Below are 26,374 nucleotides of genomic sequence, written 5' to 3'. Positions count from 1 at the left end.
AGCGCTATGGAATTCACGATCCAACACTTTATCGCGCTTGCGCCGCTGCTGATTACCAGTCTCACCGTTGTAGTGGTGATGCTGGCAATCGCATGGCGGCGCAACCATTCACAGACCTTCCTGCTTTCGGTGGCCGGTCTTAACCTGGCCTTGCTGTCGATCTTCCCTGCGTTGAAAGTGGCTCCGCTGGCTGTCACCCCGCTGTTGATGATGGACAACTTTGCCTATCTCTACATCGGGCTGATTCTGGTCGCCACCCTGGCCTGCGTCACCCTCGCCCATGCTTATCTGGGCGAAGGCGGCACCGGCTATCCGGGCAACCGCGAAGAGCTGTACCTGCTGATGCTGCTGGCCGCTACCGGCGGCATTGTTCTGGTCAGCGCGCAGCACCTTGCCGGCTTGTTTATCGGTCTGGAGCTGCTATCGGTACCGGTTTACGGCCTGGTGGCGTATGCCTTCTTCAACAAGCGTTCACTGGAAGCCGGCATCAAATACATGGTGCTGTCGGCGGCCGGTTCTGCGTTCCTGTTGTTCGGTATGGCCTTGCTCTACGCCGAAGCCGGCAGCCTGAGCTTCAGCGGTATCGGTCACGCCCTGGCAGCCTCCGGCGTACCTGCACCGCTGGCCCAGCTGGGTCTGGGCATGATGCTGGTCGGCCTGGCGTTCAAACTGTCGCTGGTGCCTTTCCATCTCTGGACTCCGGACGTCTACGAAGGTGCTCCGGCTCCGGTCGCCGCTTTCCTGGCTACCGCTTCCAAAGTGGCCGTGTTTGCAGTGATGGTGCGTTTGTTCCAGATCACCCCATCGGCAACTACCGGGGTGATGAGCGATGTACTGACCGTGATCGCGATTGCTTCGATCCTGTTCGGTAACCTGCTGGCCCTGACCCAGAACAACCTCAAGCGTCTGCTGGGTTACTCGTCCATCGCCCACTTCGGCTATCTGCTGATCGCCCTGGTGGCGAGCAAAGGCATGGCGATGGAAGCCATCGGCGTGTACCTGATCACCTACGTGCTGACCAGCCTGGGTGCATTCGGTGTGATTACCCTGATGTCTTCGCCGTACAAGGGTCGTGATGCTGACGCGCTGTACGAGTACCGCGGCCTGTTCTGGCGTCGTCCGTACCTGACTGCGGTCATGACCGTGATGATGCTGTCGCTGGCGGGTATCCCGCTGACTGCCGGCTTTATCGGCAAGTTCTACATCGTTGCTACCGGCGTTGAAGCCCACCAATGGTGGCTGGTCGGGTCCCTGGTGCTGGGCAGTGCCATCGGCGTGTTCTACTACCTGCGCGTGATGGTGACCCTGTACCTGGTCGAGCCAAAACTGCATCGTCACGATGCTCCGCTGAACTGGGAGCAAAAGGCGGGTGGCGTCATGCTGCTGGCTATTTCGGCACTGGTATTCATCCTGGGTGTATACCCGCAGCCAATGCTTGAACTGGTGCAACACGCAACGCTGAGCCTTGTTGGCTAAGCCTTGAAACGTTGCACCCCATGCCCCGTAGAAGCCCGGCTTTTACGGGGCATTTTTTTGCCCGCTCAAATACCCTCCCCTGTAGGAGCGAGCTTGCTCGCGAGCTTTTCAAACCGCCGCCAACAGCTCCTGTTCCCGATACCCGCAATCACCCGCCCTCCGTAGGAGCGAGCTTGCTCGCGAGCTTTTCAACCCGCACGCCATTGATGCCCCATGAAAGTTGCGAGTCATTCTCGGCTTGTATAGGCTGGCGCGCCGCCCGCCCATCGACCGAGATTCCTGCTCATGCGATCCGCCCTTTACTCATTGCTGCCCCTGGCGCTCGTCTGCGCTACACCCGTCTGCGCCGAGTCACTGGAGTTGGGCGAGGTTCAGGTCCGCGGCGATGAAAGCAGTGAACTGGAACTGGCCCAGGCCCGACTGCATGACGTACCCGGGGCCAGCAACCTGATCGACCTGAACCGCGTCGAAAATGGCCGCACCGCCAGCAACACCGATGTGCTGGCCTATCAACCCGGTATCTACGCGCAATCTTCCGGTAATGACGGGGCCAAGGTCTCCGTTCGCGGCTCCGGCATCAATCGCGCCCCAGGGGCCCATGGTTCGGGTCTGTACGTGATGTTCGACGGCCTGCCATTGACCGGCCCCGGCGGCACCCCATACGAGCTGTTCGAGCCCTTGTGGCTGAGCCGGGCTGAAGTGTTGCGTGGCGCCAACGGCTTTGAGAACGGCGCACTGGCCCTCGGCGGCTCGATCAATTACGTGACCCGCACCGGCCATGACGCCGCCCCCCTGCAAGTCCGCTATGAAACCGGCAGTTATGGTTATCAGAAACGCCAGATCAGTTCCGGACAAGTACTGGGGGATCTCGATTACTACGTGGCACTGACCGACTCCGACACCGATGGTTATCAGGATCACACCCGCGGCAGCAGTAAAGGCATAGCGGCCAACATCGGTTATCGCTTCAGCCCGCAACTCGAAACCCGCTTTTACCTGCGCTATCGCGAGACCGACAACCAACTGGCCGGCCGCGTTACCAAGGAGCAGATCAAGCATCATCCACGCTCGGCCAACCCGGTTTATTTGAACGGTGATTACACCCGCCCACAGCCCGGCAGCACCTGGCTGGGCAACAAAACCACGATGTACCTGGATGACGACTCGCAGCTGGAGGTGGGACTGGTCTATCACGACTACCCGATGGATCTGCACGAAGGTCCGAACCGGCTGAAAGTCGCCTACAGCGATATCAGCGGCACCCTCAACTACAAGCGCCGCGACACCTTGTTCGGACTCGAAAGCAACACCACCCTGGGCTTGCGCAACACCAAACACCTGCCCAACAGCGGCGCCTCGGAATACGTGCGCCTGCCGATTGGCAATACCGCCGGTTACGCGCCCGGAACAAAAATTCGCGATTTCAGTTACCAGGGCTCAGACACGGTGCTGCACGCCAGCAATGATCTGGAACTGGTCCCTGACCTGTGGCTGACCACCGGCATGGCACTGATCTATACCCGCCGCGAAAGTGACGTCAGCTACCCCGACAGCGGCGGCAAGGTCAGCCAGCACGATTGGGATTACGCGCCCCGGGTCGGCCTGCGCTACGAATTCAACCCCGATCTGCAGGTGTATGCCAACCTCAGCCGCTCAGTAGAACCACCTCACCCCTGGTCGATGATCTGGGGCTCGCCCTACCGATTCCCGGTTGGCAGCGGCCCGGCTACCGGTCAACAAAGTACGCCGGTAGCGCTGGACAACCAGACAGCCACCACCCTTGAGCTGGGTACCCGGGGCGATTCCTTGATCGGACAATGGGATCTGGCCTGGTACTACTCGGCAATCCGCCATGAATTGCTGAGTGTCGAAACCCGGGCCGCGACCGCAGGACAGGTGGCCATTGTCGGCGAAGCCAACGCCAGCCCCACGGTGCACCAGGGCTTCGAAGCCGGACTCCACAGCCTGCTGTGGGAGCGCCAGGCGGTGGGTAAAGTCTCGCTGCGTCAGGCTTACACCTTCAGCGACTTCCATTTTCGCGATGACCCGCGGTTTGGCGCCAACCGGCTACCGGGCATCCCGCAACATTACTATCAGGCTGAAATACGCTACGACCACCCGCAGGGGTTCTATACAGGGCTGAACACCCAGGTTGCCTCACGCATGGCGGTGGATTACGCCAACTCATATTACGCATCGTCCTACATGCTCTGGGGAGCGACCCTGGGCTATGCCTCACCCAAACAGGACTGGCAAACCTGGCTCGACCTGCGCAACCTGACCGGCGAACGCTATGCCGCCACTGTGACTCCGGGGTATGACGACAAAGGGCTGGATGCCGCGCGCTCCACTCCCGGCGAAGGCAGGGGCGCCTACGTCGGGGTTTCCTGGAGTTTTCGCTAATCGTTGCGAGGGATATCGGCAGGCAGTCGCACTTTGCGCCGGGTACCACTGAACAGGCCCCAGCTGGACAAGAACAGGGCGGCAATCAATGGCCCGATCACAAAGCCATTGAGGCCGAAGATCGCCATGCCGCCCAGGGTCGAAATCAGAATCAGGAAGTCCGGCATTTTGGTGTCTTTGCCCACCATGATCGGACGCAGCACGTTATCCACCATCCCGATCACAAACACCCCGTACAACGCCAGCACCACCCCTTCCCAAATCATCCCCGAAGCCAGGAAGTACACCGCCACCGGTGCCCAGACAATGCCTGCGCCCACCGCTGGCAGCAGCGACAGGAACATCATCAGCACGGCCCAGAACAGCGAGCTATGGATCCCCAGCAGCCAGAAAATCAACCCGCCCAGGGCCCCCTGGGTCACGGCCACTGCCAGGTTGCCCTTGACCGAGGCCCTGACCACACGGCGCAACTTGAGCTGCAACAAACGCTTGTGCTGCTCGGCCATCGGCACCGTATTACGGATCAAGCGCACCATTTGCTGCCCGTCACGGATAAAGAAATACAGCAGGTAGAGCATGATGAAAAAACTCACCACCAGCTCGAAGGTGCTCTGCCCGAAACTGAACACCTGGGTCGCAAAGAACTGACTGCCCTCCAGAGCGCCTTTGGCAATTTTCTCACTCAGGCCGTCAATGTTGCCGACCCCGAACCGGTCCAGCCAGTCCTGTACCGTCGGCGGCAGGACGTCCTTGATCTGCATGACATAGCTGGCGACATTGATCTTTCCGCTCTCGACATCCTTGTAAAGCATGGCTACTTCTTGCACGAGCAGCACGGTGGTAACGATCACCGGCAAAATCGCGATCAGCGTGCACACCCCCAGGGTGGAGAAGGTCGCGAGGTTTCGGCGCCCTTTCAACTTGAGCACCATCTTGCGCTGCAATGGAGCGAACAGAATGCCCAGGGCAACGGCCCAGAAAATCGCGCCATAGAACGGCAGCAGAATCCAGATGAACGCGATGGTGACCAAAGCCAGCAGCAAGAGCAGGGTTTTACGTTGAAGACTGGTTTCGTTCATGTGCCATCCGTGTCAGTGGGCCGCAAGCGCATTGGGTAGGCGCAGTTTAGACGGCAAATATACAGGCGCGCAGGCACATTACGGGATAAAGACGGCATGTCCCATGTCTGCAGGCGTGAGCTTGCTCGCTCCTGCAAGGTTTCAAGCGCCATATCCAGCAAGGCGGCACCCAAGGGTTTGCCATGGGCGTCGAGGGCCAGCGAGCGGACGGTAGGCCAGGGGCCGGGAGTAAGACTGATGAAAAAAAGCCTGCAGGGCTAGCCGTTCACAGTGGTTGGCCAGCATGGGCGCATATTTCTCGGCTGCATTGGAATCAGGTCTGTATCATGCCCGGTCGGGTTTCAGGCTCACCTGCCGAGCCGAGGGTCCCGGGCTGCTGCACCGATCACATTTTTACTTTAATTGTTTGGCTGAACCTGCATTGACAAATCTGACCCAAGCTGTAAATAATCCGATGGATGTTGTACGACAACAGATAACAAAAATAAAAATAATCAAGGAATCTTTCGTATGAGCCCCTTCGTGTCCGCTCCCCGCCATGGCGCGCCGTTAATCCGCGCTGGCCGCATGCCGGTCGTGTTTCCAGCACGATCCTCCACGCAACGATCACCTGCAGAATTTGCTGACGCCTAGTGCGCAAGCAAAAGACTCTCTCGCTTCAGCGACTTGAGTCGCCGCCCTGACTTCAGGGCACCACGCACGTCCTTTGAATCGCTGACCGCTCTTCTGACGGTCACGGGAAGTGCTATGCCAAAAAATGGGAGCGTAACAATAATGAAACATCAAAACACTCGGTCACTGGTCTTGTTCGGTCTTGGCAGCATGAGCCTGGCTTTACCGCTGACCGGCCTGGCTGAAGGCTTTGTGGAAGACACCAAGGCCACCCTTACCTTGCGTAATGCCTACATCAACCGCAACTTCACCAACCCGGACTATCCGCAGAGCAAGGCTGAAGAGTGGACGCAAAACTTCATTCTCGACGTCAAGTCCGGGTTTACCCAGGGTACCGTCGGTTTCGGGATTGATGTCCTGGGCCTGTACTCGCAGAAGCTCGATGGCGGTAAAGGCACGGTCGGCACACAGTTGCTGCCGACCCATGGCGATGGCGAACCGGCCGACAACTTCGGCCGTCTGGGTGTTGCAGCCAAGGCCAGGATCTCCAACACCGAACTGAAAATCGGTGAGTGGATGCCGGTACTGCCGATCTTGCGCTCGGACGACGGACGCTCACTGCCACAAACCTTCCGTGGCGGCCAGATCACCTCCAAAGAGATCGCCGGTCTCAACCTCTATGGCGGCCAGTTCCGGGGCAACAGCCCGCGTAACGATGCGAGCATGGAAGATATGTCGCTTAACGGAAAAGGCGCGTTCACGTCCGACCGTTTCAACTTTGCCGGTGGCGATTACAGCTTCAACGACAAGCACACCCAGGTCGGCCTGTGGTACGCGCAGCTGGAAGATATTTACCAGCAGCAATTCCTTAACGTCCTGCACACCCAGCCTGTTGGTGATGTGACCCTGGGCGCCAACCTCGGCTATTTCTGGGGCAAGGACGACGGCAGCAAACTGGCCGGCGACCTGAACAACAGAACCGCATACGCCCTGCTTTCGGCCAAATACAAAGGCAACACCTTGTATGTCGGCCTGCAGAAAGTCAGCGGCGATGATGGCTGGATGCGCGTCAACGGCACCAGCGGCGGCACCCTGGCCAACGACAGCTACAACTCCAGCTACGACCTTGCCAAGGAGCGTTCCTGGCAGCTGCGTCACGACCTTGACTTCGCAGTGTTCGGCGTACCCGGCCTGACGATGATGAACCGCTACCTGAGCGGCGATAACATCCACACCGGCGCCATCACTGACGGCAAGGAATGGGGTCGCGAATCGGAACTGGCCTACACCATCCAGACCGGTACCTTCAAAGACCTGAACATGCGCTGGCGCAACTCGACCATGCGTCGTGACTACAGCACTAACGAATATGATGAAAACCGCATCTTCATCAGCTATCCGTTGTCGCTGCTGTAACCCCCTGTGGGAGCGGGTTTGTCTGCGGGGGGCGCACCGGGCTGTCGCTGACAAACCGCAGCGTCTTAATCGCTGGCAAGCCAGCTCCCACACCCATCGCATCGTTGCTGCCCGCTTCCCCTATGGGAGCCGGCTCGTCTGCGGGGGGCGCACCGGGCTGTCGCTGACAAACCGCAGCGTCTTGATCGCTGGCAAGCCAGTTCCCACGCCCATCGTTGCTGCCCGCTCCCCCTCTGGGAGCGGGTTTGTCTGCGGGGGGCGCACCGGGCTGTCGCTGACAAACCGCAGCGTCTGAATCGCTGGCAAGCCAGCTCCCACACCTAGCGCATCCTTGCTGCCCGCTCCCCCTCTGGGAGCGGGCTCGTCTGCGGGGGGCGCACCGGGCTGTCGCTGACAAACCGCAGCGTCTGAATCGCTGGCAAGCCAGCTCCCACGCCCATCGTTGCTGCCCGCTCCCACGCCCATACGCTCGCCGTCATGATGACAAAATGATAGCGCCACACTATGTTTTGACCCTCGGTGCATTGACAACACCCTAAAGGACTGCGAATAATCCCGACCATGTCATACGACAACAGATGACATCAATAATAAAAAAGGGTCTCTTGATGGCAACCTCGCACACTGTCCAAAATCCCTTCAATCGCCTTCTTCTCACCGGCGCGGCCGGCGGCCTGGGGAAGGTACTGCGTGAAAGCATAAAGCCCTACGCCAGGGTTTTACGACTCTCTGATATTGCGCCTATGGCTCCCGCTGTCGACAGCAGCGAGGAAATACACCCCTGCGACCTCACCGACAAAAACGCCGTTCAGCAACTGGTTGAAGGCGTAGATGCCATCCTGCATTTCGGTGGAGTCTCGGTTGAGCGCCCGTTCGAAGAAATCCTCGGCCCGAACATCTCCGGGGTTTTCCATATCTATGAAGCAGCCCGACGCCATGGCGTCAAACGGGTGATTTTCGCCAGCTCCAACCATGTGATAGGTTTTTACAAACAGGACCAGACCCTCGATGCCCGCTCCCCGCGCCGCCCCGATGGTTATTACGGTCTGTCCAAGTCCTATGGCGAAGACATGGCCACCTTCTACTTCGATCGCTATGGCATCGAAACCGTCAGCATCCGCATCGGCTCATCCTTCCCCGAACCGCAGAACCGCAGGATGCTCAGCACCTGGCTGAGTTTTGCCGATCTGACCCAATTGCTCGAACGCGCACTGTACACACCGGACGTCGGGCACACGGTGGTCTACGGCGCGTCAAACAATCCGAACCTGTGGTGGGACAACCGCTACGCGGCCCATCTGGGCTTTGCCCCCAAGGACAGCTCAGAGGTGTTTCGCGCCAAGGTTGAAGCCCAGCCAATGCCGGCGGCCAATGACCCGAGCATGATTTACCAGGGCGGAGCCTTCGTCGCAGCCGGCCCCTTCGGCGACGACTGAACACAGCCTCTGACAAGAACACGACCGACAGGGGTAGCCCCATGACCGCCGAACTCATTCTCGATGCACGCAATGCCACGGGCGAAAGCCCGGTCTGGAGCGCAGCAGAACAGGCGCTGTATTGGGTGGATATTCCCGCCGCACGCTTGCACCGCTGGAGCCTTATCGACGGTCGCAGCCAGAGCTGGGATGCCCCGCAAATGCTTGCCTGCATCGCCCGCAGCAGCGACGGTAGCTGGATCGCCGGCATGCAAAGCGGGCTATTCAGCATCAAGCCCCGGGCCGACGGCGGTCTCGACACCCGCCTGCTGGCAGGCGTTGACCATGCTCAACCCGGCATGCGCTTTAACGATGGCCGCTGTGACCGCCAGGGCCGCTTCTGGGCCGGGACCATGCTGCTGGACATGGCCGCAGGTGCGCAGTGCGGGGTGATGTATCGCTATAGCGCAGGTCAGACAGAACCGCTAACGGCTCAGCTGGACGGTTTTATCGTCCCCAATGGCCTGGCTTTCAGCCCCGACGGCAAAACCATGTACCTCTCGGACTCACACCCCAAGGTGCAAAAAATCTGGGCCTTCGATTACGCCATCGACAGCGCAACGCCGTACAACCGTCGCCTGTTCGTAGACATGCTGGAGCATCCGGGACGCCCTGATGGCGCTGCCGTCGATGCCGATGGCTGCTACTGGATCTGCGGCAATGATGCCGGCCTGATCCACCGTTTTACCCCCGCAGGCAAACTCGACCGCTCCCTTGCCGTACCGGTGAAGAAGCCTGCGATGTGCGCCTTCGGAGGTGCAGACATGGACACCCTGTTCGTCACCTCGATTCGTCCGGCAGGCGATATCAGCGATCAACCCCTGGCGGGCGGCGTGTTCGCCCTCAGGCCGGGAATCAAGGGGCTGGTGGAACCCGCCTTCAACAACTGACTGTTTACCGACATTGCTGATCCGACACCTTGATATAAAAAAAACAATATTTGGAGTGACCCATGGATTTCAAACGCACCTTGCTTATTGCTGCTCTACCGCTGGCCTTCTGCCTTTCGGGTGCTGCCCAGGCCGAAATCAAAATCAAATTCGCCGAAGTTCACCCGGCTGGCTATCCACCGGTAGTGGCCGAACAGGACATGGGCAAGAAGCTGCAGGATCAAAGTAACGGCGATATCAGCTTCAAGATGTTTGCCGGCGGCGTGCTGGGCTCCGAGAAAGAAGTGGTCGAGCAGTTGCAGTCCGGCGCGGTGCAAATGACCCGGGTCAGCCTCGGCATCCTCGGGCCGGTGGTCCCCGAGACCAATGCGTTCAACCTGCCCTTTGTGTTCCGCGACCAGGCACACATGCGCAAAATCATCGACGGTGAAATCGGCCAGGAGATGCTCGACAAGATCACCAACTCCGACTTCAACATGGTCGCCCTGGCGTGGATGGATGGCGGCACCCGCAACCTCTACACCAAGAAGCCTGTACGTCAGATCGCAGACCTCAAGGGCATGAAAATCCGGGTCCAGGGCAACCCGGTATTTATCGACACCATCAACGACATGGGCGGCAACGGCATCGCCATGGCCACGGGCGAGATCTTCAGCGCCCTGCAGACCGGGGTGATCGACGGTGCAGAAAACAATACGCCGACCTTCCTCGAGCACAACCACTACCAGAACGCCAAGTACTTCACCTGGACTGATCACCTGATCCTGCCCGAGCCGATCGTGATTGCCAAAACCACCTGGCTCAAGCTCAGCCCGGAGCAACAGGCACTGGTGCAGAAGGTAGCCCGTGAAGCACAGATGGAAGAGCGCGTTCTGTGGGACAAAAAGTCTTCTGACGCTGAAGCAAAACTCAAGGCTTCCGGGGTGGAGTTCATCACCCTGACCCCGGAACAGAAAAAAGCCTTTTACGACGCCACTCAGCCTGTTCGTGACAAATACGGGGCGGACTACAAAGACCTGATCTCGCGTATTGAAGCGGTCCAATAAGCCTGTCCGATTATGCCGCAGTGACGGGCCCCGCCCCGTCACCGCCGCAGTGGTGAGCCCCATGAAAAATACCGTACTGCGCTTGAACGACATGCTGTATCGGGTCTGTATCGGGATCGCCGGTTTATCGGTGCTGACCATGACCCTGATCATTCCCTGGGGCATTTTTGCCCGCTATGTACTGGGCTCGGGCTCCAGCTGGCCAGAGCCCGTCGCCATCTTGTTGATGGTGGTTTTTACCTTCTTTGGCGCGGCCGCCAGTTACCGTGCCGGCGCGCACATGGCGGTGTCGATGGCGGTCGAACGGATGCCGCCAATGGTGCGCAAACAGGCCGCCTTGCTGGTGCAGCTGCTGATGGTGGTGGTCTGCCTGTTCATGGCCGTCAAGGGCTTCAAGCTGTGCGCCACCACCTGGAATCAATTCCTCGGCGAGATGCCGTCCTTGCGGGTCGGGATTTCCTATTTGCCGATTCCCATTGGCGGGCTGGTGACCCTGGTTTTTGTCCTGGAAAAACTCTTTCTGGGTGACCAGAGCCATCGCCGCGCGGTGCGGTTCGACATCGTAGAAGCCAGCGAAGAGGCCGTCTAAATGGATGCTTTGGTATTGTTGGGCAGTTTTATTGCGCTGATCCTTCTCGGTATGCCGGTGGCGTACGCCCTGGGCCTTTCGGCGCTGATTGGCGCATGGTGGATCGATATTCCGTTCGACGCGCTGATGATTCAGGTTGCCGGCGGCGTGAACAAATTCTCCCTGCTGGCGATTCCGTTCTTCGTTCTGGCGGGTGCGATCATGGCCGAGGGCGGCATGTCCCGCAGGCTGGTGGCGTTTGCCGGGGTGCTGGTAGGTTTCGTACGCGGTGGCCTGTCACTGGTCAATATCGTGGCCTCGACCTTCTTCGGGGCGATTTCCGGCTCTTCGGTGGCCGACACCGCCTCGGTGGGCTCAGTGCTGATTCCGGAAATGGAACGTGCCGGTTATCCCCGGGAGTTCTCCACGGCGGTCACCGTCAGCGGTTCGGTCCAGGCTTTGCTTACACCGCCGAGCCACAACTCGGTGCTGTACTCGCTGGCTGCGGGTGGCACGGTGTCGATCGCCTCGCTGTTTATGGCCGGGATCTTTCCGGGGCTGCTGCTTAGCGCCGTGATGATGGGGCTGTGCATGATCTTTGCGCGCAAGCGCAACTACCCCAAGGGTGAAGTGATTCCGCTGCGCCAGGCGCTGAAAATCGCCGGCGATGCGCTCTGGGGCCTGATGGCCATGGTCATCATCCTCGGCGGCATTCTGTCGGGTATTTTCACCGCCACCGAGTCCGCGGCCATCGCCGTGCTCTGGTCGTTCTTCGTCACCATGTTCATTTATCGCGACTACAAATGGCGCGACCTGCCCAAGCTGATGCACCGGGCGGTGCGCACTATTTCCATCGTGATGATCCTGATCGGTTTTGCTGCCAGCTTCGGCTACATCCTGACGCTGATGGAGATCCCGATGAAGATCACCACAGCGTTCCTGACGCTGTCGGATAACCGCTACGTGATCCTGATGTGCATCAACGTCATGTTGTTGCTGTTGGGCACGGTGATGGACATGGCGCCGCTGATTCTGATCCTGACCCCGATCCTGCTGCCGGTGATTATCGGGATCGGTGTCGACCCGGTGCACTTCGGCATGATCATGCTGGTCAATCTGGGGATCGGGCTGATTACCCCGCCGGTGGGTGCGGTCCTGTTCGTCGGTGCCGCCGTGGGCAAGGTCACGATCGAAAACACCGTCAAAGCCCTGCTGCCGTTCTATGCGGCCCTGCTGCTGGTGCTGATGCTGGTGACCTACGTTCCGGCCATCTCGCTGTGGCTGCCAAGCGTGGTGCTGTAACCCCCCCTCTGTAGGAGCGAGCTTGCTCGCGAGCGGTTTAAAAGCTCGCTCCTACGGGTTTTCAGCTTTATTTCCAGCCAAGGAGGCTGGTTACTCATGTCTGCTCCTGCTTTGTTTCCCCGTCATGTCGCGGTATTGCTGCTGGTGTTGCTGGCCTGTGCATTTGCCGGTAATCACATCGCCGCGCGGATCGCCTTTGACCATGACACCGGCCTGCTGCTGGCGATTCTGTGCCGCGCCGGCGTGACCCTGCTGGTACTGACCGGCCTGGTGCTGTGGCAACGTGAACGCCCCCGGTTAACCCCCGCCCACTGGCGCTGGCAAGTGCTGCTGGGGGTGCTGATCGCGGCGCAAAGCTTCTTTATCTATTCCGCCGTGGCCCGCATCCCCGTGGCCCTGGCATTGCTGATCGCCAACGTGGCGCCGATCCTGCTGGTGCTGCTGACCTGGGCCCTGGGCGGCTCGGCCCCGACCCGGCGTGCAGCGGTATTGATGGGCGTGATCATGTTCGGGCTGGCGTTTGCCCTGGACGTCCCCGAGCGCCTGTCGAATCAAGGCACAACCGAAGCACAATGGCTGGAAGGCATTGCCTTCGGGTTCGCCGCAGCTTCTGTCTTTGCCTGCGCGCTGTGGATCACTGACCACAAGCTGTCGAGCGTGCGCGGCACGGTGCGCAGCATGCTGACGATGCTGATTGTATTCAGCGTCGCGGCAGTCGCCGGGGTCAGCGGTGTATTGCCGGGAGGCGTTTCACTGCCCGGCTCGTCAACCGGCTGGACCGCCCTTGCCTGCCTGGTGGCTCTTTATGGGCTAGGGTTCTGCCTGCTGTTTATTTGCCTGACCCGCCTGGACATGGCGCGTAATGCCCCGGTCATGAACGTTGAACCTGTGGCCAGCCTGCTGTTTGGCTGGCTGATTCTGGACCAGTTGCTCAGCAGCAGTCAGGTGATCGGTGGCCTGATCGTGGTCGCCGGTATTGTAATGCTGACGTGGCGGCGTGCCGCGTGATTGCTCAGTGGAGGTAGCGGCCATGCGGCCCGAGACGTTGATCCTGGAAGACGGCCTGACCCGGCTGACACTGGCGCCGATGATCGGTGCCAGCATTGTCAACTGGAGTGTCATCGCCAGCGACCAGCCGCTGTTGCGCCACAGTGCCGACACGGCATTGAACAGCGGTTTGCCTGGACGCCTGGCGTGCTATCCACTGGTGCCCTGGTCGAACCGCATCGGCGGTGGCGGTTTTGACGGCCCGCAGCACTGGTTTGTGCTGCAGCCCAACAGCCCCACCTCAGCCATGCCCATCCATGGCAGTGGCTGGCAACAACCCTGGAGTGTGATTGAGCACACCGCGCAGCATGCCTGCCTGCAACTCGATAGCACTGTGCCCTTCGCCTACCACGCGCAGCTGCGTTACCGCCTGATTGAAGGTCAATTGCGCATCGAACTGAGCGTTACCCATCAGGACGAACGTGCCGCCTGGCATGGCCTGGGGCTGCATCCCTATTTCCCCCGCACTCCCCGCACCCGCTTACAGGCCCGCACTGCACAGATCTGGCTGTGCGATACCGACGGGCTGCCCACACACCTTGCGCCCTTGACGGCCGAACGGGATTTCAACCAGCTCGCCAGCCTGCCCGAGACAAGACTCGACAACTGTTTTACCGGCTGGGATGGCCATGGGCTGATCAGCCAGCCGGATTTGGGCTACGAGCTGGAGTGCCGGGCCACGGGTGCCCCGTACTGCCTGGTGTACTGCCCTGCCGGAGAGGATTTTTTCTGCTTCGAGCCGGTCAGCCACCCGGTCAATGCCCATCACCTGCCAGGCCGCCCGGGCTTGCATTTATTGCACAAGGGGCAATCGGCGGGGCTGGCTTTGAGCCTGGGTTACCGGCCGCTCCGAGGCGTTTTGTAGACCCAGATCAATAGTGCGGCATTCGGCCTGGTCTACCATCGCGCCCTTTTGCGAATGACCTGACCATGCCACTTGCACCGCCCGAACTCCTTGCCCCTGCCGGCACTCTGAAAAACATGCGCTACGCCTTCGCCTATGGCGCCGACGCGGTGTATGCCGGTCAGCCACGTTATAGCCTGCGGGTGCGCAACAACGAATTCGACCACGACAATCTGGCCATCGGTATCGCCGAAGCCCAGGCTCAGGGCAAGCGCTTTTACGTGGTGGTCAACATCGCCCCGCACAATGCCAAGCTGCGCACCTTCCTCAAAGACCTGGAGCCGGTGATTGCCATGGGCCCGGATGCGCTGATCATGTCCGATCCGGGCTTGATCATGCTGGTGCGCAAACACTTCCCGCACATGCCGATTCATTTGTCGGTACAAGCCAATACCGTGAACTGGGCCAGTGTCGAATTCTGGCACCAGCAGGGTTTGAGCCGGATCATTCTGTCGCGGGAACTGTCGCTGGAAGAAATCGAGGAAATCCGCCAGAAAGTACCCGCCATGGAACTGGAAATTTTCGTGCATGGCGCGCTGTGCATGGCCTACTCCGGCCGTTGCCTGCTGTCGGGGTACATGAACAAGCGTGATGCCAACCAGGGCAGTTGCACCAATGCCTGTCGCTGGAAGTACGAGGCAAAGCCGGCAACGGAAAACGAGCTGGGCAATGTGGTCAACATCGTTGAGCCAACCCTGGGCGTGGGAGCCCCCAGCGATGAAGTGTTCGTCCTGCACGAAGCCAGTCGCCCGGACGAACCGATGTCGGCGTTCGAGGATGAACACGGCACCTACATCATGAACTCCAAGGACTTGCGTGCGGTGCAACACGTTGCGCGCCTGACCGCGATGGGGGTGCACTCGCTGAAGATCGAAGGCCGTACCAAATCGCATTTCTACTGCGCACGGGCGACCCAGGTGTATCGCAAGGCGATTGATGATGCGGTGGCCGGTCGTGAATTTGACCACAGCCTGATGACCGATCTGGAGTCACTGGCGCAACGCGGTTACACCGAGGGCTTTTTGCGCCGCCATGTGCACGACGAGTATCAGAACTACCTGCATGGCAGCTCGCTGTCCCATCGCCAACAGTTTGTGGGCGAGCTCACGGGCGAGCGGCGCAACGGGCTGGCAGAAGTAAAAGTCAAAAACCGCTTCGCTTTGGGTGATCATCTGGAATTGATGACGCCCCGGGGCAACTATCACTTCGATCTTGACCATCTACACAACAGCGCCGGGTTGCCGATTCAGGTGGCACCGGGTGACGGCCACACCGTATACCTGCCGATTCCGGAGCAGGTGGACTTGAACTACGGGTTGTTGATGCGGGATTTGACCGTAAGCGAAACCATAGAGCGCACGGCATAGCCCCACCTGACTTACCAACTTGAGGGGGCTGGCTTGCCAGCGATGCAGGCAACCGGCTGTATCTGCAGGATTAAACCGAAACCATCGCCAGCAAGCTGGCTCCCACAGAACCCATACACCCTTGTGGGAGCTGGCTTGCCAGCGATGCAGGCAACTGGCTGTATCTGCAGGATTAAACCGAAACCATCGCCAGTAAGCTGGCTCCCACAGGGCCCATACACCCTTGTGGGAGCTGGCTTGCCAGCGATGCAGGCAACTGGCTGTATCTGCAGGATTGAACCGAAACCATCGCCAGCAAGCTGGCTCCCACAGAGCCCATACACCCTTGTGGGAGCTGGCTTGCCAGCGATGCAGGCAACAGACTGTATCTGCAGGATTGAGCCGAAGCCATCGCCAGCAAGCTGGCTCCCACAGGGCCCATACTCCATTGTGGGGGCTGGATTGCCAGCGATGCAGGCACCGGCTGTATCTGCAGGATTGAGCCGAAACCATCGTCAGCAAGCTGGCTCCCACAGGGCCCATACACCCTTGTGGGAGCTGGCTTGCCAGCGATGCAGGCAACCGGCTGTATCTGCAGGATTAAACCGAAATCATCGCCAGCAAGCTGGCTCCCACAGTGTGGTGTCAGTCCCTGAACACATCATCCAGCAGGTTGTGCATGGCGGTGAACGCCCGGTGCGCGGTTTTGGCGTCGTACATCATTTTGCCCGGCACGTTGGCATGGGGATCAGTAAAGGAGTGCACGGCGCCGCCATAGCTGGTCAATTGCCAGTCGATGCCGGCAGCGTTCATCTCGGCTTCGAAAGCCGGCAGTTGCTCGCGGGGTACCAGCGGGTCGGAAGCGCCATGCAGGACCAGCACTGATCCGGTAATGCTTCTGGCATCGATCGGGTTGGGCGTATCCAGGGTCCCGTGAAAAGATACGGCCGCTTTCAACGGCGCACCACTGCGCGCCAGTTCCAGCGAGCAGCAACCACCGAAACAGAAGCCAAAGGTCGCCAGCTTGCTGCTGTCGACCACTGCCAGGCCCTGGTTTTTCAGCACGTCATAGGCTGCCCACATGCGCTTGCGCAACAAGGCGCGGTCGTTCTTGAGCGGCATCATCGCCGCGCCCGCCTCGTCGCCATTGGCGGGGCGTGTAGCCTGGCCGTAGAGGTCGGCGATCAACACCACATAGCCCTGCTCTGCCACCGACTTGGCGATCTCTTCGGCGCCCTCGCTGATGCCCATCCAGTTCGGTGCCATCAACAACCCCGGCAGCGGGTCTTCTCGACTCGGGTCAAAGGCCAGGCGGCCTTCGTATGGCAGGCCGTCGATTTGATAGGCAACGGAACTGACCGAAATAGATTTCATTAAAAACTCCTGAATTCGAAACAAAAAAAACCCGCCGAAGCGGGTTTTTTATAGCTCAGTTACACCGACAACTCTACTAACAGTTTGTTTAGACGACGGACATAAGCTGCCGGGTCTTTCAAACTGTCACCGGCCGCCAGGGCTGCCTGATCGAAGAGGATGTGCGACAGGTCGCCAAAACGCTCTTCGCTCGGCTCCGCATCGAGTTTCTCGATCAGCGGGTGAGCCGGGTTGAACTCGAAGATCGGCTTCGATTCCGGCACTTTCTGCCCGCTGGCTTCCAGGATCTGGCGCATTTGCATGCCCAGGTCCTGCTCACCGATGGCCAGAATGGCAGGTGAATCGGTCAGACGGTGCGATACCCGCACTTCGCTGACGCTTTCGCCCAGCGCTGCCTTGATGCGCTCAACCAGGCCTTCTTTGGACTTGGCAACTTCTTCTGCGGCTTTCTTGTCCTCTTCCGAGTCCAGGTTGCCCAGATCGAGATCACCGCGTGCCACGTCGACAAAGCTCTTGCCGTCGAAATCGCTGAGGTAGCTCATCAGCCACTCGTCGATACGATCGGTCAACAGCAGCACTTCGATGCCTTTCTTGCGGAAGACTTCAAGGTGCGGGCTGTTTTTGACCTGGGCGTAAGTGTCGCCGGTCAGGTAGTAAATCTTGTCCTGACCTTCTTTGGCACGGGCCAGGTAGTCGGCTAGAGCAACATTCTGTTCGCCGTCGTCACCGTGGGTCGAAGCAAAGCGCAACAGACCGGCGATTTTTTCCTTGTTGGCGGAATCTTCAGCCGGGCCTTCTTTCATCACCTGGCCAAAGTTTTTCCAGAAGCCCTGATATTTCTCAGGCTCGTTCTTCGCCAATTTTTCCAGCATGTCGAGCACACGCTTGGTAAGCGCCGATTTCATGGAGTCGATGATCGGGTCTTTCTGCAGGATTTCCCGCGACACGTTCAGCGACAGGTCATTGGAATCGATCACACCTTTGATGAAGCGCAGGTACAACGGCAGGAACGACTCTGCCTGATCCATCACGAACACACGCTGTACGTACAGCTTCAGGCCTTTCGGGGCTTCACGCTGATACAGGTCGAACGGAGCACGGGCCGGCACGTAGAGCAGCGAGCTGTATTCCAGCTTGCCTTCAACCTTGTTGTGGCTCCAGGCCAGCGGGTTCTCGTAGTCGTGGGCAATGTGCTTGTAGAACTCCTGGTATTCCTCGTCCTTGACTTCAGTACGAGGACGGGTCCACAGAGCGCTGGCGCGGTTGACGGTTTCCCATTCCAGTGCCGGTGCTTCTTCGCCTTCTGCGACGGTCTGCTCTTTAGGCAGCTCGATTGGCAGGGCGATATGGTCGGAATACTTTTTGATGATGTTTCGCAGGCGCCAGCCGTCAGCGAACTCTTCTTCGCCTTTCTTCAGGTGCAGCACGATTTTGGTACCGCGATCGGCTTTCTCGACGGTTGCTACTTCAAACTCGCCCTCGCCTTTGGAGGACCAGTGCACGCCTTCGCTTGCAGGAGTGCCGGCACGGCGGCTGAAGACATCGACCTTGTCAGCCACGATAAAGGCCGAATAGAAGCCCACACCGAATTGACCGATCAGATGCGAATCTTTTTTCTGGTCGCCCGACAGGTTTTTCATGAAATCGGCGGTGCCGGACTTGGCGATCGTACCCAGATGGGTGATCACGTCATCGCGGTTCATGCCAATACCGTTGTCTTCGAGAGTGACGGTATTAGCGTCCTTGTCGAAGCTGACACGGATTTTCAGATCAGTACCGCCTTCCAGCAGTTCAGGCTTGGAAAGCGCTTCAAAACGTAATTTGTCGACAGCATCAGAGGCGTTCGAGATCAATTCGCGAAGGAAAATTTCCTTGTTGGAGTACAGCGAATGGATCATGAGGTGTAGCAGTTGCTTGACCTCGGTCTGGAAGCCCAGGGTTTCTTTTTGAGTTTCCACGCTCATTGTTATCAAACTCCGATTAGATGGCATGAGCCACGCCCGAGAGGGTTGGCGGCGGGATGTCATGAAAGTTGGGGGCTAAGGTTTAAATTTCAAGGCCTGTACTCTCAATGCCTCGCTTTTACCGCGCGCAGGCTGTGTTTAAGCCGTCGTTTATATATATGAACCGCCATGGAACTTAAGCGCACAGCACGTGCTCAAACGCCCAGTAGATCTACTCATAAGGAGAAACACCCCATGCGTAATACTTTCGCTGTTGCTTTGATGCTGGCTGCCACCCTCGGTCTCGCGGCCTGCGACAAGAAATCCGAAGATAAAGCCCAAGAGGCGGCTCAGCACACCGAGCAATCCCAGGAAAAAATGAACGAAGCCCAAGACAAAGTGAACGATGCAGCCAAAGAGAACGCTGAAGCGGCTAAAGCTCAGGCCGAGTCCAATGAAGCGGCTGCTAAAGAAGCTGCTCCGGCTGCACCTGTAGCAACTCCAGAAAGCAAGTAATCTGCTTTTGTGAGCGGCACCACAAAGCCTGCCTAGTGCAGGCTTTGTTGCATCTGGAGATCAACAAATCAAACCGGCAATGTTCAACTCAGGGTTTAAAAGTTCGACCATAAAAAAAGCCCTGCATCCATTGGATGCAGGGCTTTTTGATTGACTCAAAGCGCGCTTTTGGCGTGCCCGGTCATTACGCGATAGCTTCTTGACGCTTACCCAGCATACGGTCGCAAATCACTGCAGCCAGCAAGGTCACCAGGCTCGGCACCAACCACGCCAGCCCCTGATTGCTGAATGGCATGTTGGCCAACTGGGCAGGAATCCACTCACCCAGACCTGCGCCTTTCAGCGCATCGATAGTGCCGAAGATAAACGACACCAGCATCACCGGGCCAACAATCCGTGCCTGCGCATGCCACAAGCCTTTGCAGAAGCTCAAGGCCACAAGGACGATGCATGGCGGGTAGATTGCCGTCAGCAGCGGGATCGAGAAGGCGATCAACTTGGTCAGACCAAGGTTGGAGACGAACAGCGAGAATACGGCGAGGATAACCACCAGTGTCTTGTAGGACAGCGGCAGTATCTTGCTGAAGTATTCCGCGCAGGCGCAGGTCAGGCCAACGGCAGTAACCAGGCACGCCAGGGCAATCAATACGGCCAGGAAACCACTGCCCAGCGAACCGAAGGTGTGCTGAACATAGGCGTGCAGTACGGCTGCACCGTTGGTTGCACCGGCGGCCACTTCATGGCTGCCCGCACCCAGACGGAACAGGCTGACGTATACCAGCGCCAGACCGACACCGGCGATCAGGCCGGCAATGATTGCGTACCGGGTAATCAGTTTTGGCGATTCGACACCGCGGGAACGGATTGCGTTGACGATCACGATGCCGAACACCAGTGCGCCGAGGGTATCCATGGTCAGGTAGCCATTGATAAAGCCCTGGGAGAACGGTGCTGCCACGTATTCCGGGGTCGCAACGCCAATATCACCGGCAGGCAAGGCAAAGGCTGCAATGCCGAGGATCGCCAGGGCAATGATTTTCAGCGGCGCCAGGAAGCGGCCAACGGTATCCAGCAAGCGGCCCGGATACAACGACACGAAGAACACGATCAGGAAGTACACCGAGCTGTACAAAAACAGCGCCAGCGGGCTTTCACCGGTCAAAGGGGCCAGGCCGACCTCAAAGGATACGGTGGCTGTACGCGGGGTGGCGAACAGCGGACCGACAGCCAGGTAGCAAACAGCTGCAAGTATGCCGCCAGCCAGTTTGCCGATCGGGCTGCTCAGTGCATCCATGCCGCCGCCGACTTTAGCCAGCGCAATGACGGTAACCACCGGCAGGCCGACAGCAGTAATCAGGAAACCCAGTGCAGCCATCCAGACGTGAGGTCCGGACTGCAGGCCAACGATAGGTGGAAAAATGATATTGCCAGCCCCGACAAACAGGGCAAATGTCATAAACCCAAGTGCCAGAATGTCCTGGCCTTTCAAAACTTTCATTACGGAAATACCACACTACTGAATCGGAATTTAGAGGGGAATTTCCCGTGCGGATGTGGGAAATGCTGTCAGCCTGAATAAGGCCGACCCGTCTAGCGCGCGGCTTCCTTTTGGGATGCATACGCAGAAATGCAGAGTTGGCGGCAAGGTTACCGATTTTTTCCATGGCGCGCACTGTTACAGGGCGCACTGTCCGATGAACGAACGCAGTTGTCGCTTAAATGACATCGAAAAACGTTTTGATGTGATTTTCTTATTCGTAAATAGGATTCCTCCTAAAGTTATTATAACTATTGGAGCAAGTTTGCTCGCGCGCACCCGGCATCAAGCCCGCTTGCGGCACCACTCGCTGTTTAATTCCCCAAACGCACAAAGGCCACCCGAAGGTGGCCTTTGCCTGGTGTAACTATCAGTTAAGCGCGAGGCTTACTTGATTGCCCAGCCAGTCAGCTCGGACAGAGCCTTGCCGATGTCTGCCAGCGAACGCACGGTTTTAACGCCTGCGTCTTCCAGAGCAGCAAACTTCTCGTCTGCAGTACCCTTGCCGCCAGAGATGATTGCGCCAGCATGGCCCATGCGCTTGCCAGCAGGGGCAGTCACACCAGCGATGTAGGAAACAACCGGCTTGGTCACGTGTGCCTTGATGTAGGCAGCCGCTTCTTCTTCAGCCGAACCGCCGATCTCACCGATCATTACGATCGCTTCGGTCTTCGGGTCTTCCTGGAACAACTTCAGGATGTCGATGAAGTTGGAGCCCGGGATCGGGTCACCACCGATACCAACGCAAGTCGACTGACCGAAACCGGCGTCAGTAGTTTGCTTGACAGCTTCGTAAGTCAGGGTGCCGGAACGCGACACGATGCCTACTTTGCCTGGCAAGTGAATGTGACCTGGCATGATGCCGATCTTGCATTCGCCTGGAGTGATAACGCCAGGGCAGTTAGGGCCGATCAGGACTACGCCCAGTTCGTCGCACTTAACTTTAGCGTCAAGCATGTCCAGGGTAGGAATGCCTTCAGTGATGCAAACGATCAGCTTGATGCCGCCGAACGCTGCTTCAAGGATGGAATCCTTGCAGAAAGGAGCCGGAACGTAGATCACGCTGGCGGTTGCGCCAGTGGCTGCTACAGCTTCTTTCACGGTGTTGAACACTGGCAGACCCAGGTGCTCGGTGCCGCCTTTACCAGGAGTTACGCCACCAACCATCTTGGTGCCGTATTCGATGGCTTGCTGGGTGTGGAAGCTACCTTGCGAACCGGTAATACCCTGGCAGATAACTTTGGTGTCTTTATTGATCAGGACGCTCATTACTTGCCCTCCGCAGCTTTAACAACTTGTTGAGCAGCGTCGGTCAAGCTGGTAGCAGCGATGATGTTCAAGCCGCTTTCTGCCAGTACTTTAGCGCCCAGTTCAGCGTTGTTGCCTTCAAGGCGAACAACCACCGGGATTTTCACGCCGACTTCTTTCACTGCACCGATGATGCCTTCGGCAATCATGTCGCAACGAACGATGCCGCCGAAGATGTTGACCAGTACTGCAGCGACATTGCTGTCGGACAGGATGATCTTGAACGCTTCAGTTACGCGTTCTTTGGTTGCGCCGCCACCAACGTCAAGGAAGTTGGCTGGCTTGCCGCCATGCAGGTTGACGATGTCCATGGTACCCATGGCCAGGCCAGCACCGTTGACCATGCAACCGATGTTGCCTTCAAGTGCCACGTAGTTCAGTTCGAACTTGGCAGCGTGCGCTTCGCGCGGATCGTCTTGCGACGGATCGTGGAAAGTTTTCAGCTTAGGCTGACGATACATGGCGTTGGCGTCGATGTTGATTTTCGCATCGAGGCAGTGCAGATCGCCGTCAGTCTTGATTACCAGCGGGTTCACTTCCAGCAGGGCCAGATCGTGATCCTTGAACAGCTTGGCCAGACCTACGAAGATCTTGGCGAACTGAGCAACTTGCTTGCCTTCCAGACCCAGCTGGAATGCCAACTCGCGACCCTGGAATGGCTGTGCGCCAACCAGTGGATCGATAGTAGCTTTCAGAATTTTTTCTGGAGTGTCGTGAGCGATTTTCTCGATGTCCACGCCACCTTCGGTGGAAGCCATGAACACGATGCGGCGGCTCGAACGGTCAACGACAGCGCCCAGGTACAGCTCTTTAGCGATATCAGTGCACGATTCAACCAGGATCTTGGTGACCGGCTGACCATTGGCATCAGTCTGGTAAGTCACCAGACGCTTGCCCAACCACTGTTGTGCGAATGCTTTAGCGTCTTCTTTGCTGCGAACCAGCTTAACGCCGCCCGCTTTACCGCGACCACCTGCGTGAACCTGGGCTTTGACAACCCATTCAGTCCCGCCGATTTTATCGCAAGCTTCTGCGGCTGCTTCCGGGGTATCTACTGCATAACCCTTGGATACTGGCAGGCCGTATTCAGCGAACAGCTGCTTACCCTGATACTCGTGAAGATTCATGCTTTTTACCGTCTTCGTTAGGTACTGCGCATTCGGCGCTGCACTTGGATTAGTGCCGCACCACCTGTGACTGCTGCTTGTGCTGCCCGGACCAGCCCGACTCCCGCGTGGGCGAGGTCGGATCTGGCTCAAGCGACATAAGACTGCGTCCGGCGGAAGTTCCGCGGTGAGGCTTGCGTGCAAGGCTCACGACGGGCAAACCGCCGTGGTTTCTTATTGTCTGGTATTAACGTTTTTTGCGGTTGGCAATGTGGATGGCGCCGCCATTCACTGCCAGTGCTGCTTCGTGCAACGCTTCGGACAGGGTCGGATGGGAGAAAACCATCATGCCCAGGTCCTCGGCGCTGGTGCCGAATTCCATACCGATCGCGCCCTGCTGAACCAGTTCTGCAGCGCTCGGGCCAATCACGTGGACGCCCAGTACGCGGTCAGTTTTGGCATCAGCAATGACTTTGACAAAGCCACCGGTGTCGTTTGCTGCCATGGCACGGCCACTGGCTGCGAACGGGAAGGTGCCGACGTTAACTTCAACGCCTTCAGCTTTCAAGGCCTGTTCGGTTTTACCGACCCACGCGATCTCCGGGTGAGTGTAAATAACCGATGGAATCAGGTCGTAGTTCATCTCGGTCTTGTGACCCTTGATGCGCTCGACAACCATGATGCCTTCTTCAGAAGCCTTGTGTGCCAGCATCATGCCGCGAACCACGTCACCGATGGCGAATACGCCCGGAACGCTGGTGGCGCAATGATCGTCAACAAACACGAAACCGCGCTCGTCAATGGTCACACCGCTGTCAGCTGCCAGCAACTCGGTGGTCACCGGACGGCGACCAACGGCTACGATCAGCTTGTCGAAGGTGATGGTCTGTTCGCCGTTGGCGTCGGTGTAGGTCACAACGACTTCTTCGCCGTTAACCTTGGAACCGGTAACGCGAGCGCCCAGCTTGATGTCCAGACCTTGCTTGGTCAGGGTTTTGTAGGCTTCTTTGGACACGGCAGCGTCGGCAGCCATCAGGAACGTGTCCAGGGCTTCCAGAACAGTTACCTGAGCGCCCAGACGGGACCATACCGAACCCAGCTCCAGACCGATTACGCCAGCGCCGATAACGCCAAGACGCTTGGGTACGGACTGGAATTCCAGTGCGCCGGTGGAATCAACGATGATGTTGTTGTCTACCGGTGCTGGCGGAATGTCGATCGGACGCGAACCCGAAGCCAGAATCACGTTCTCGGCTTCGATGATTTCAACGCTGCCGTCCGGCTTGGTCAGTTCAACTTTCTTGCCGGCCAGCAGTTTGCCGTGGCCTTGCAGGGAAGTCACACCGTTGGCCTTGAACAAGGTAGCAACGCCGGAAGTCAGACCTTTAACGATGTTGGCCTTGCGGCCGATCATCGCTGCAACGTCCATCTTCACTTCACCGGTGGTGATGCCGTGGATGGCAAAAGCATCCTTGGCTTCGTGATACTTCCAGGTGCTGTCCAGCAGCGCCTTGGATGGAATGCAACCGACGTTCAGGCAAGTACCGCCCAGTGCCAGTTTGCCTTCCTTGTCGGTGTACTTTTCGATGCAAGCAGTCGAAAGACCCAGTTGCGCGGCCTTGATGGCGGCAACGTAGCCGCCGGGGCCCGCACCAATCACTACAACGTCAAATTTCTGTGTCATAAAAGGTTCCCTTTTAGCAACAAGCTACAAGCCGCAAGCTGCAAGTTTGAAGCCCGTCAGCTATTAAGCTTGAGGCTTGGCGCTTGCAGCTTGCCGCTGCTATTTAGATATCCAGCAGCAGACGCGCTGGATCTTCCAGCAGGTTTTTGATTGCTACCAGGAAACTTACAGCTTCTTTGCCATCGATCAAGCGGTGATCGTAGGACAGAGCCAAATACATCATCGGGCGGATTACAACCTGACCGTTGATTGCCATTGGACGCTGAAGGATGTTGTGCATGCCCAGGATTGCGGCTTGCGGCGGGTTAACGATCGGGGTCGACATCATCGAACCGAAAGTACCACCGTTGGTGATGGTGAAAGTACCACCGGTCATTTCGTCCATCGACAGCTTGCCGTCACGGGCTTTTTTACCGTAAGCGGCGATGCCGCCTTCGATTTCGGCCAGGCTCATCAGTTCGGCGTTACGCAGAACCGGTACCACCAGACCACGGTCGCTGGAAACAGCAACACCGATGTCGGCGTAGCCGTGGTAAACGATGTCGGAGCCGTCGATCGAAGCGTTAACAGCCGGGAAGCGTTTCAGCGCTTCGGTGGTTGCTTTCACGAAGAACGACATGAAGCCCAGGCGTACGCCGTTGTGGGACTTCTCGAACAGGTCCTTGTACTTCGAACGCAGTGCCATGACTTCGGTCATGTCCACTTCGTTGAAAGTAGTCAGCATCGCCATGTTCGATTGCGCTTCTACCAGGCGCTTGGCCACGGTAGCGCGAACGCGGGTCATCGGAACACGCTTCTCGACACGGTCGCCCGCAGCCAGAACAGGAGCAGCCGGTGCAGCAGCGGCTTTGGCCGGTGCAGCAGCCGGAGCGGCCTTCTTGGCAGCAACAGCAGCTACCACGTCTTCCTTGGTCACACGACCGCCTTTGCCAGTACCGGCAACGGAAGCGATGTTGATGCCGTTTTCTTCAGCGATCTTGCGAGCAGCCGGAGCTGCAACAGGATCGTCTTCGCCTTCGCCGGCAGGAGCAGCAGCCTGAGCGGCAGGTGCAGCAGCAGCGGCTGGCGCGGCAGCAGCAGCGCCGCCTTCAACGATGGAGCCCAGGACTTCGTCGGACAGAACGGTGTCGCCTTCGTTCTTGACGATGGCGCCCAGAACGCCGTCAGCTGTAGCCAGTACTTCCAGCACAACCTTGTCAGTTTCGATGTCAACAATCAGGTCGTCGCGCTTTACAGCGTCGCCTGGTTGTTTGTGCCAGGTGGCAACGGTGCCATCGGCAACCGATTCCGGAAAAGTAGGGGCTTTAATCTCGATAGCCATGTTCGTGGTTCCTTAAATTCG

Annotated in this window: 20 protein-coding genes; 12 read left to right on the top strand and 8 right to left on the bottom strand. The window is 58.4% G+C overall.

The window, feature by feature from the left end; translation table 11 throughout:
- Positions 1-6 precede the first annotated feature (6 nt).
- On the top strand, positions 7-1,476 hold the full coding sequence (gene nuoN, locus FEZ21_RS10950; RefSeq protein WP_003446964.1) for an NADH-quinone oxidoreductase subunit NuoN: 1,470 nt from the start codon (positions 7-9) through the stop codon (positions 1,474-1,476).
- 285 nt (positions 1,477-1,761) lie between these two features.
- Positions 1,762-3,879, top strand: coding sequence for a TonB-dependent receptor domain-containing protein (locus FEZ21_RS10945; RefSeq protein WP_160627098.1), 2,118 nt, complete (start codon positions 1,762-1,764; stop codon positions 3,877-3,879).
- Here the strand turns inward: FEZ21_RS10945 and FEZ21_RS10940 are convergent.
- Positions 3,876-4,958: an AI-2E family transporter gene (locus FEZ21_RS10940; RefSeq protein ID WP_003446960.1), complete on the bottom strand. Its 1,083-nt coding sequence runs from the start codon at positions 4,956-4,958 to the stop codon at positions 3,876-3,878. The two genes, FEZ21_RS10945 and FEZ21_RS10940, sit on opposite strands and share 4 nt — an antisense overlap.
- Before the next feature lie 774 nt (positions 4,959-5,732).
- On the opposite strand from FEZ21_RS10940, the gene FEZ21_RS10935 reads away from it, so the two are divergent.
- The 9 genes from FEZ21_RS10935 to yegQ all read left to right on the top strand — a co-directional run bounded on the left by FEZ21_RS10935 (position 5,733) and on the right by yegQ (position 15,585).
- A complete protein-coding gene (locus FEZ21_RS10935; RefSeq protein WP_003446958.1) occupies positions 5,733-6,986 on the top strand; it encodes an OprD family porin in 1,254 nt (417 codons plus the stop codon).
- A 608-nt stretch (positions 6,987-7,594) separates the two neighbouring features.
- Positions 7,595-8,422, top strand: a complete 828-nt coding sequence (locus FEZ21_RS10930) for an NAD(P)-dependent oxidoreductase (RefSeq protein WP_003446957.1) — start codon at positions 7,595-7,597, stop codon at positions 8,420-8,422.
- Between the two features lie 41 nt (positions 8,423-8,463).
- Positions 8,464-9,351: an SMP-30/gluconolactonase/LRE family protein gene (locus tag FEZ21_RS10925; protein WP_160627096.1), complete on the top strand. Its 888-nt coding sequence runs from the start codon at positions 8,464-8,466 to the stop codon at positions 9,349-9,351.
- A gap of 62 nt (positions 9,352-9,413) precedes the next feature.
- On the top strand, positions 9,414-10,397 hold the full coding sequence (locus FEZ21_RS10920; protein WP_003446953.1) for a TRAP transporter substrate-binding protein: 984 nt from the start codon (positions 9,414-9,416) through the stop codon (positions 10,395-10,397).
- Positions 10,398-10,458: 61 nt separating this feature from the next.
- Complete coding sequence (locus FEZ21_RS10915; protein ID WP_003446944.1) at positions 10,459-10,986, top strand: TRAP transporter small permease; 528 nt, start codon at positions 10,459-10,461, stop codon at positions 10,984-10,986.
- On the top strand, positions 10,987-12,267 hold the full coding sequence (locus tag FEZ21_RS10910) for a TRAP transporter large permease (protein ID WP_003446942.1): 1,281 nt from the start codon (positions 10,987-10,989) through the stop codon (positions 12,265-12,267).
- 96 nt (positions 12,268-12,363) lie between these two features.
- Positions 12,364-13,275, top strand: a complete 912-nt coding sequence (locus tag FEZ21_RS10905; protein WP_003446941.1) for a DMT family transporter — start codon at positions 12,364-12,366, stop codon at positions 13,273-13,275.
- Between the two features lie 22 nt (positions 13,276-13,297).
- Positions 13,298-14,179, top strand: a complete 882-nt coding sequence (locus tag FEZ21_RS10900; protein ID WP_160627094.1) for an aldose 1-epimerase — start codon at positions 13,298-13,300, stop codon at positions 14,177-14,179.
- Between the two features lie 65 nt (positions 14,180-14,244).
- A complete protein-coding gene (yegQ, locus tag FEZ21_RS10895) occupies positions 14,245-15,585 on the top strand; it encodes a tRNA 5-hydroxyuridine modification protein YegQ (RefSeq protein ID WP_003446937.1) in 1,341 nt (446 codons plus the stop codon).
- Positions 15,586-16,209: 624 nt separating this feature from the next.
- On the opposite strand, the gene FEZ21_RS10890 is transcribed toward yegQ, so the two are convergent.
- Together FEZ21_RS10890 and htpG are read right to left on the bottom strand one after the other, a co-directional pair.
- A complete protein-coding gene (locus tag FEZ21_RS10890) occupies positions 16,210-16,938 on the bottom strand; it encodes a dienelactone hydrolase family protein (protein ID WP_003446930.1) in 729 nt (242 codons plus the stop codon).
- Positions 16,939-16,997: 59 nt separating this feature from the next.
- Positions 16,998-18,902, bottom strand: a complete 1,905-nt coding sequence (gene htpG / locus FEZ21_RS10885) for a molecular chaperone HtpG (protein ID WP_003446928.1) — start codon at positions 18,900-18,902, stop codon at positions 16,998-17,000.
- Between the two features lie 234 nt (positions 18,903-19,136).
- Here htpG and FEZ21_RS10880 point away from each other — a divergent pair, with 234 nt between their 5' ends.
- Positions 19,137-19,397 (top strand): hypothetical protein, encoded by a 261-nt coding sequence (locus tag FEZ21_RS10880; protein WP_003446926.1) that lies wholly within the window; start codon positions 19,137-19,139, stop codon positions 19,395-19,397.
- A 184-nt stretch (positions 19,398-19,581) separates the two neighbouring features.
- Here FEZ21_RS10880 and brnQ read toward each other — a convergent pair whose 3' ends face one another.
- The 5 genes from brnQ to odhB all read right to left on the bottom strand — a co-directional run bounded on the left by brnQ (position 19,582) and on the right by odhB (position 26,353).
- The gene (gene brnQ / locus FEZ21_RS10875) at positions 19,582-20,895 is read right to left on the bottom strand and encodes a branched-chain amino acid transport system II carrier protein (RefSeq protein WP_160627092.1); all 1,314 of its coding nucleotides are present in this window, start codon (positions 20,893-20,895) and stop codon (positions 19,582-19,584) included.
- A gap of 426 nt (positions 20,896-21,321) precedes the next feature.
- Complete coding sequence (gene sucD / locus FEZ21_RS10870; RefSeq protein WP_003446921.1) at positions 21,322-22,203, bottom strand: succinate--CoA ligase subunit alpha; 882 nt, start codon at positions 22,201-22,203, stop codon at positions 21,322-21,324.
- Positions 22,203-23,369: an ADP-forming succinate--CoA ligase subunit beta gene (sucC, locus tag FEZ21_RS10865; RefSeq protein ID WP_003446919.1), complete on the bottom strand. Its 1,167-nt coding sequence runs from the start codon at positions 23,367-23,369 to the stop codon at positions 22,203-22,205. The genes sucD and sucC overlap by 1 nt, the downstream gene beginning before the upstream one ends.
- A gap of 226 nt (positions 23,370-23,595) precedes the next feature.
- The gene (gene lpdA, locus FEZ21_RS10860; protein WP_003446917.1) at positions 23,596-25,032 is read right to left on the bottom strand and encodes a dihydrolipoyl dehydrogenase; all 1,437 of its coding nucleotides are present in this window, start codon (positions 25,030-25,032) and stop codon (positions 23,596-23,598) included.
- A gap of 103 nt (positions 25,033-25,135) precedes the next feature.
- Entirely contained in the window at positions 25,136-26,353 is a 1,218-nt protein-coding gene (gene odhB, locus FEZ21_RS10855) for a 2-oxoglutarate dehydrogenase complex dihydrolipoyllysine-residue succinyltransferase (protein ID WP_003446915.1), read from the bottom strand.
- Between the last annotated feature and the right edge of the window lie 21 nt (positions 26,354-26,374).

Source organism: Pseudomonas sp. 9.1(2019) (genome assembly GCF_009910445.1).
Lineage (GTDB): Bacteria > Pseudomonadota > Gammaproteobacteria > Pseudomonadales > Pseudomonadaceae > Aquipseudomonas > Aquipseudomonas paraversuta.
The sequence above is the reverse complement of the archived record's forward strand: the minus strand, read 5'-3'. Positions and strand labels throughout refer to the sequence as shown.

Bases quoted from the DNA above. Each gene is read 5' to 3' on its own strand.
- sucD (WP_003446921.1), bottom strand. From the start codon at position 22,203: ATGAGCGTCCTGATCAATAAAGACACCAAAGTTATCTGCCAGGGTATT.
- FEZ21_RS10945 (WP_160627098.1), top strand. From the start codon at position 1,762: ATGCGATCCGCCCTTTACTCATTGCTGCCCCTGGCGCTCGTCTGCGCT.
- FEZ21_RS10900 (WP_160627094.1), top strand. From the start codon at position 13,298: ATGCGGCCCGAGACGTTGATCCTGGAAGACGGCCTGACCCGGCTGACA.
- nuoN (WP_003446964.1), top strand. From the start codon at position 7: ATGGAATTCACGATCCAACACTTTATCGCGCTTGCGCCGCTGCTGATT.
- FEZ21_RS10890 (WP_003446930.1), bottom strand. From the start codon at position 16,938: ATGAAATCTATTTCGGTCAGTTCCGTTGCCTATCAAATCGACGGCCTG.
- FEZ21_RS10910 (WP_003446942.1), top strand. From the start codon at position 10,987: ATGGATGCTTTGGTATTGTTGGGCAGTTTTATTGCGCTGATCCTTCTC.
- FEZ21_RS10920 (WP_003446953.1), top strand. From the start codon at position 9,414: ATGGATTTCAAACGCACCTTGCTTATTGCTGCTCTACCGCTGGCCTTC.
- htpG (WP_003446928.1), bottom strand. From the start codon at position 18,902: ATGAGCGTGGAAACTCAAAAAGAAACCCTGGGCTTCCAGACCGAGGTC.
- FEZ21_RS10925 (WP_160627096.1), top strand. From the start codon at position 8,464: ATGACCGCCGAACTCATTCTCGATGCACGCAATGCCACGGGCGAAAGC.
- brnQ (WP_160627092.1), bottom strand. From the start codon at position 20,895: ATGAAAGTTTTGAAAGGCCAGGACATTCTGGCACTTGGGTTTATGACA.
- FEZ21_RS10880 (WP_003446926.1), top strand. From the start codon at position 19,137: ATGCGTAATACTTTCGCTGTTGCTTTGATGCTGGCTGCCACCCTCGGT.
- lpdA (WP_003446917.1), bottom strand. From the start codon at position 25,032: ATGACACAGAAATTTGACGTTGTAGTGATTGGTGCGGGCCCCGGCGGC.
- FEZ21_RS10930 (WP_003446957.1), top strand. From the start codon at position 7,595: ATGGCAACCTCGCACACTGTCCAAAATCCCTTCAATCGCCTTCTTCTC.
- FEZ21_RS10940 (WP_003446960.1), bottom strand. From the start codon at position 4,958: ATGAACGAAACCAGTCTTCAACGTAAAACCCTGCTCTTGCTGCTGGCT.
- odhB (WP_003446915.1), bottom strand. From the start codon at position 26,353: ATGGCTATCGAGATTAAAGCCCCTACTTTTCCGGAATCGGTTGCCGAT.
- FEZ21_RS10905 (WP_003446941.1), top strand. From the start codon at position 12,364: ATGTCTGCTCCTGCTTTGTTTCCCCGTCATGTCGCGGTATTGCTGCTG.
- FEZ21_RS10915 (WP_003446944.1), top strand. From the start codon at position 10,459: ATGAAAAATACCGTACTGCGCTTGAACGACATGCTGTATCGGGTCTGT.
- FEZ21_RS10935 (WP_003446958.1), top strand. From the start codon at position 5,733: ATGAAACATCAAAACACTCGGTCACTGGTCTTGTTCGGTCTTGGCAGC.
- yegQ (WP_003446937.1), top strand. From the start codon at position 14,245: ATGCCACTTGCACCGCCCGAACTCCTTGCCCCTGCCGGCACTCTGAAA.
- sucC (WP_003446919.1), bottom strand. From the start codon at position 23,369: ATGAATCTTCACGAGTATCAGGGTAAGCAGCTGTTCGCTGAATACGGC.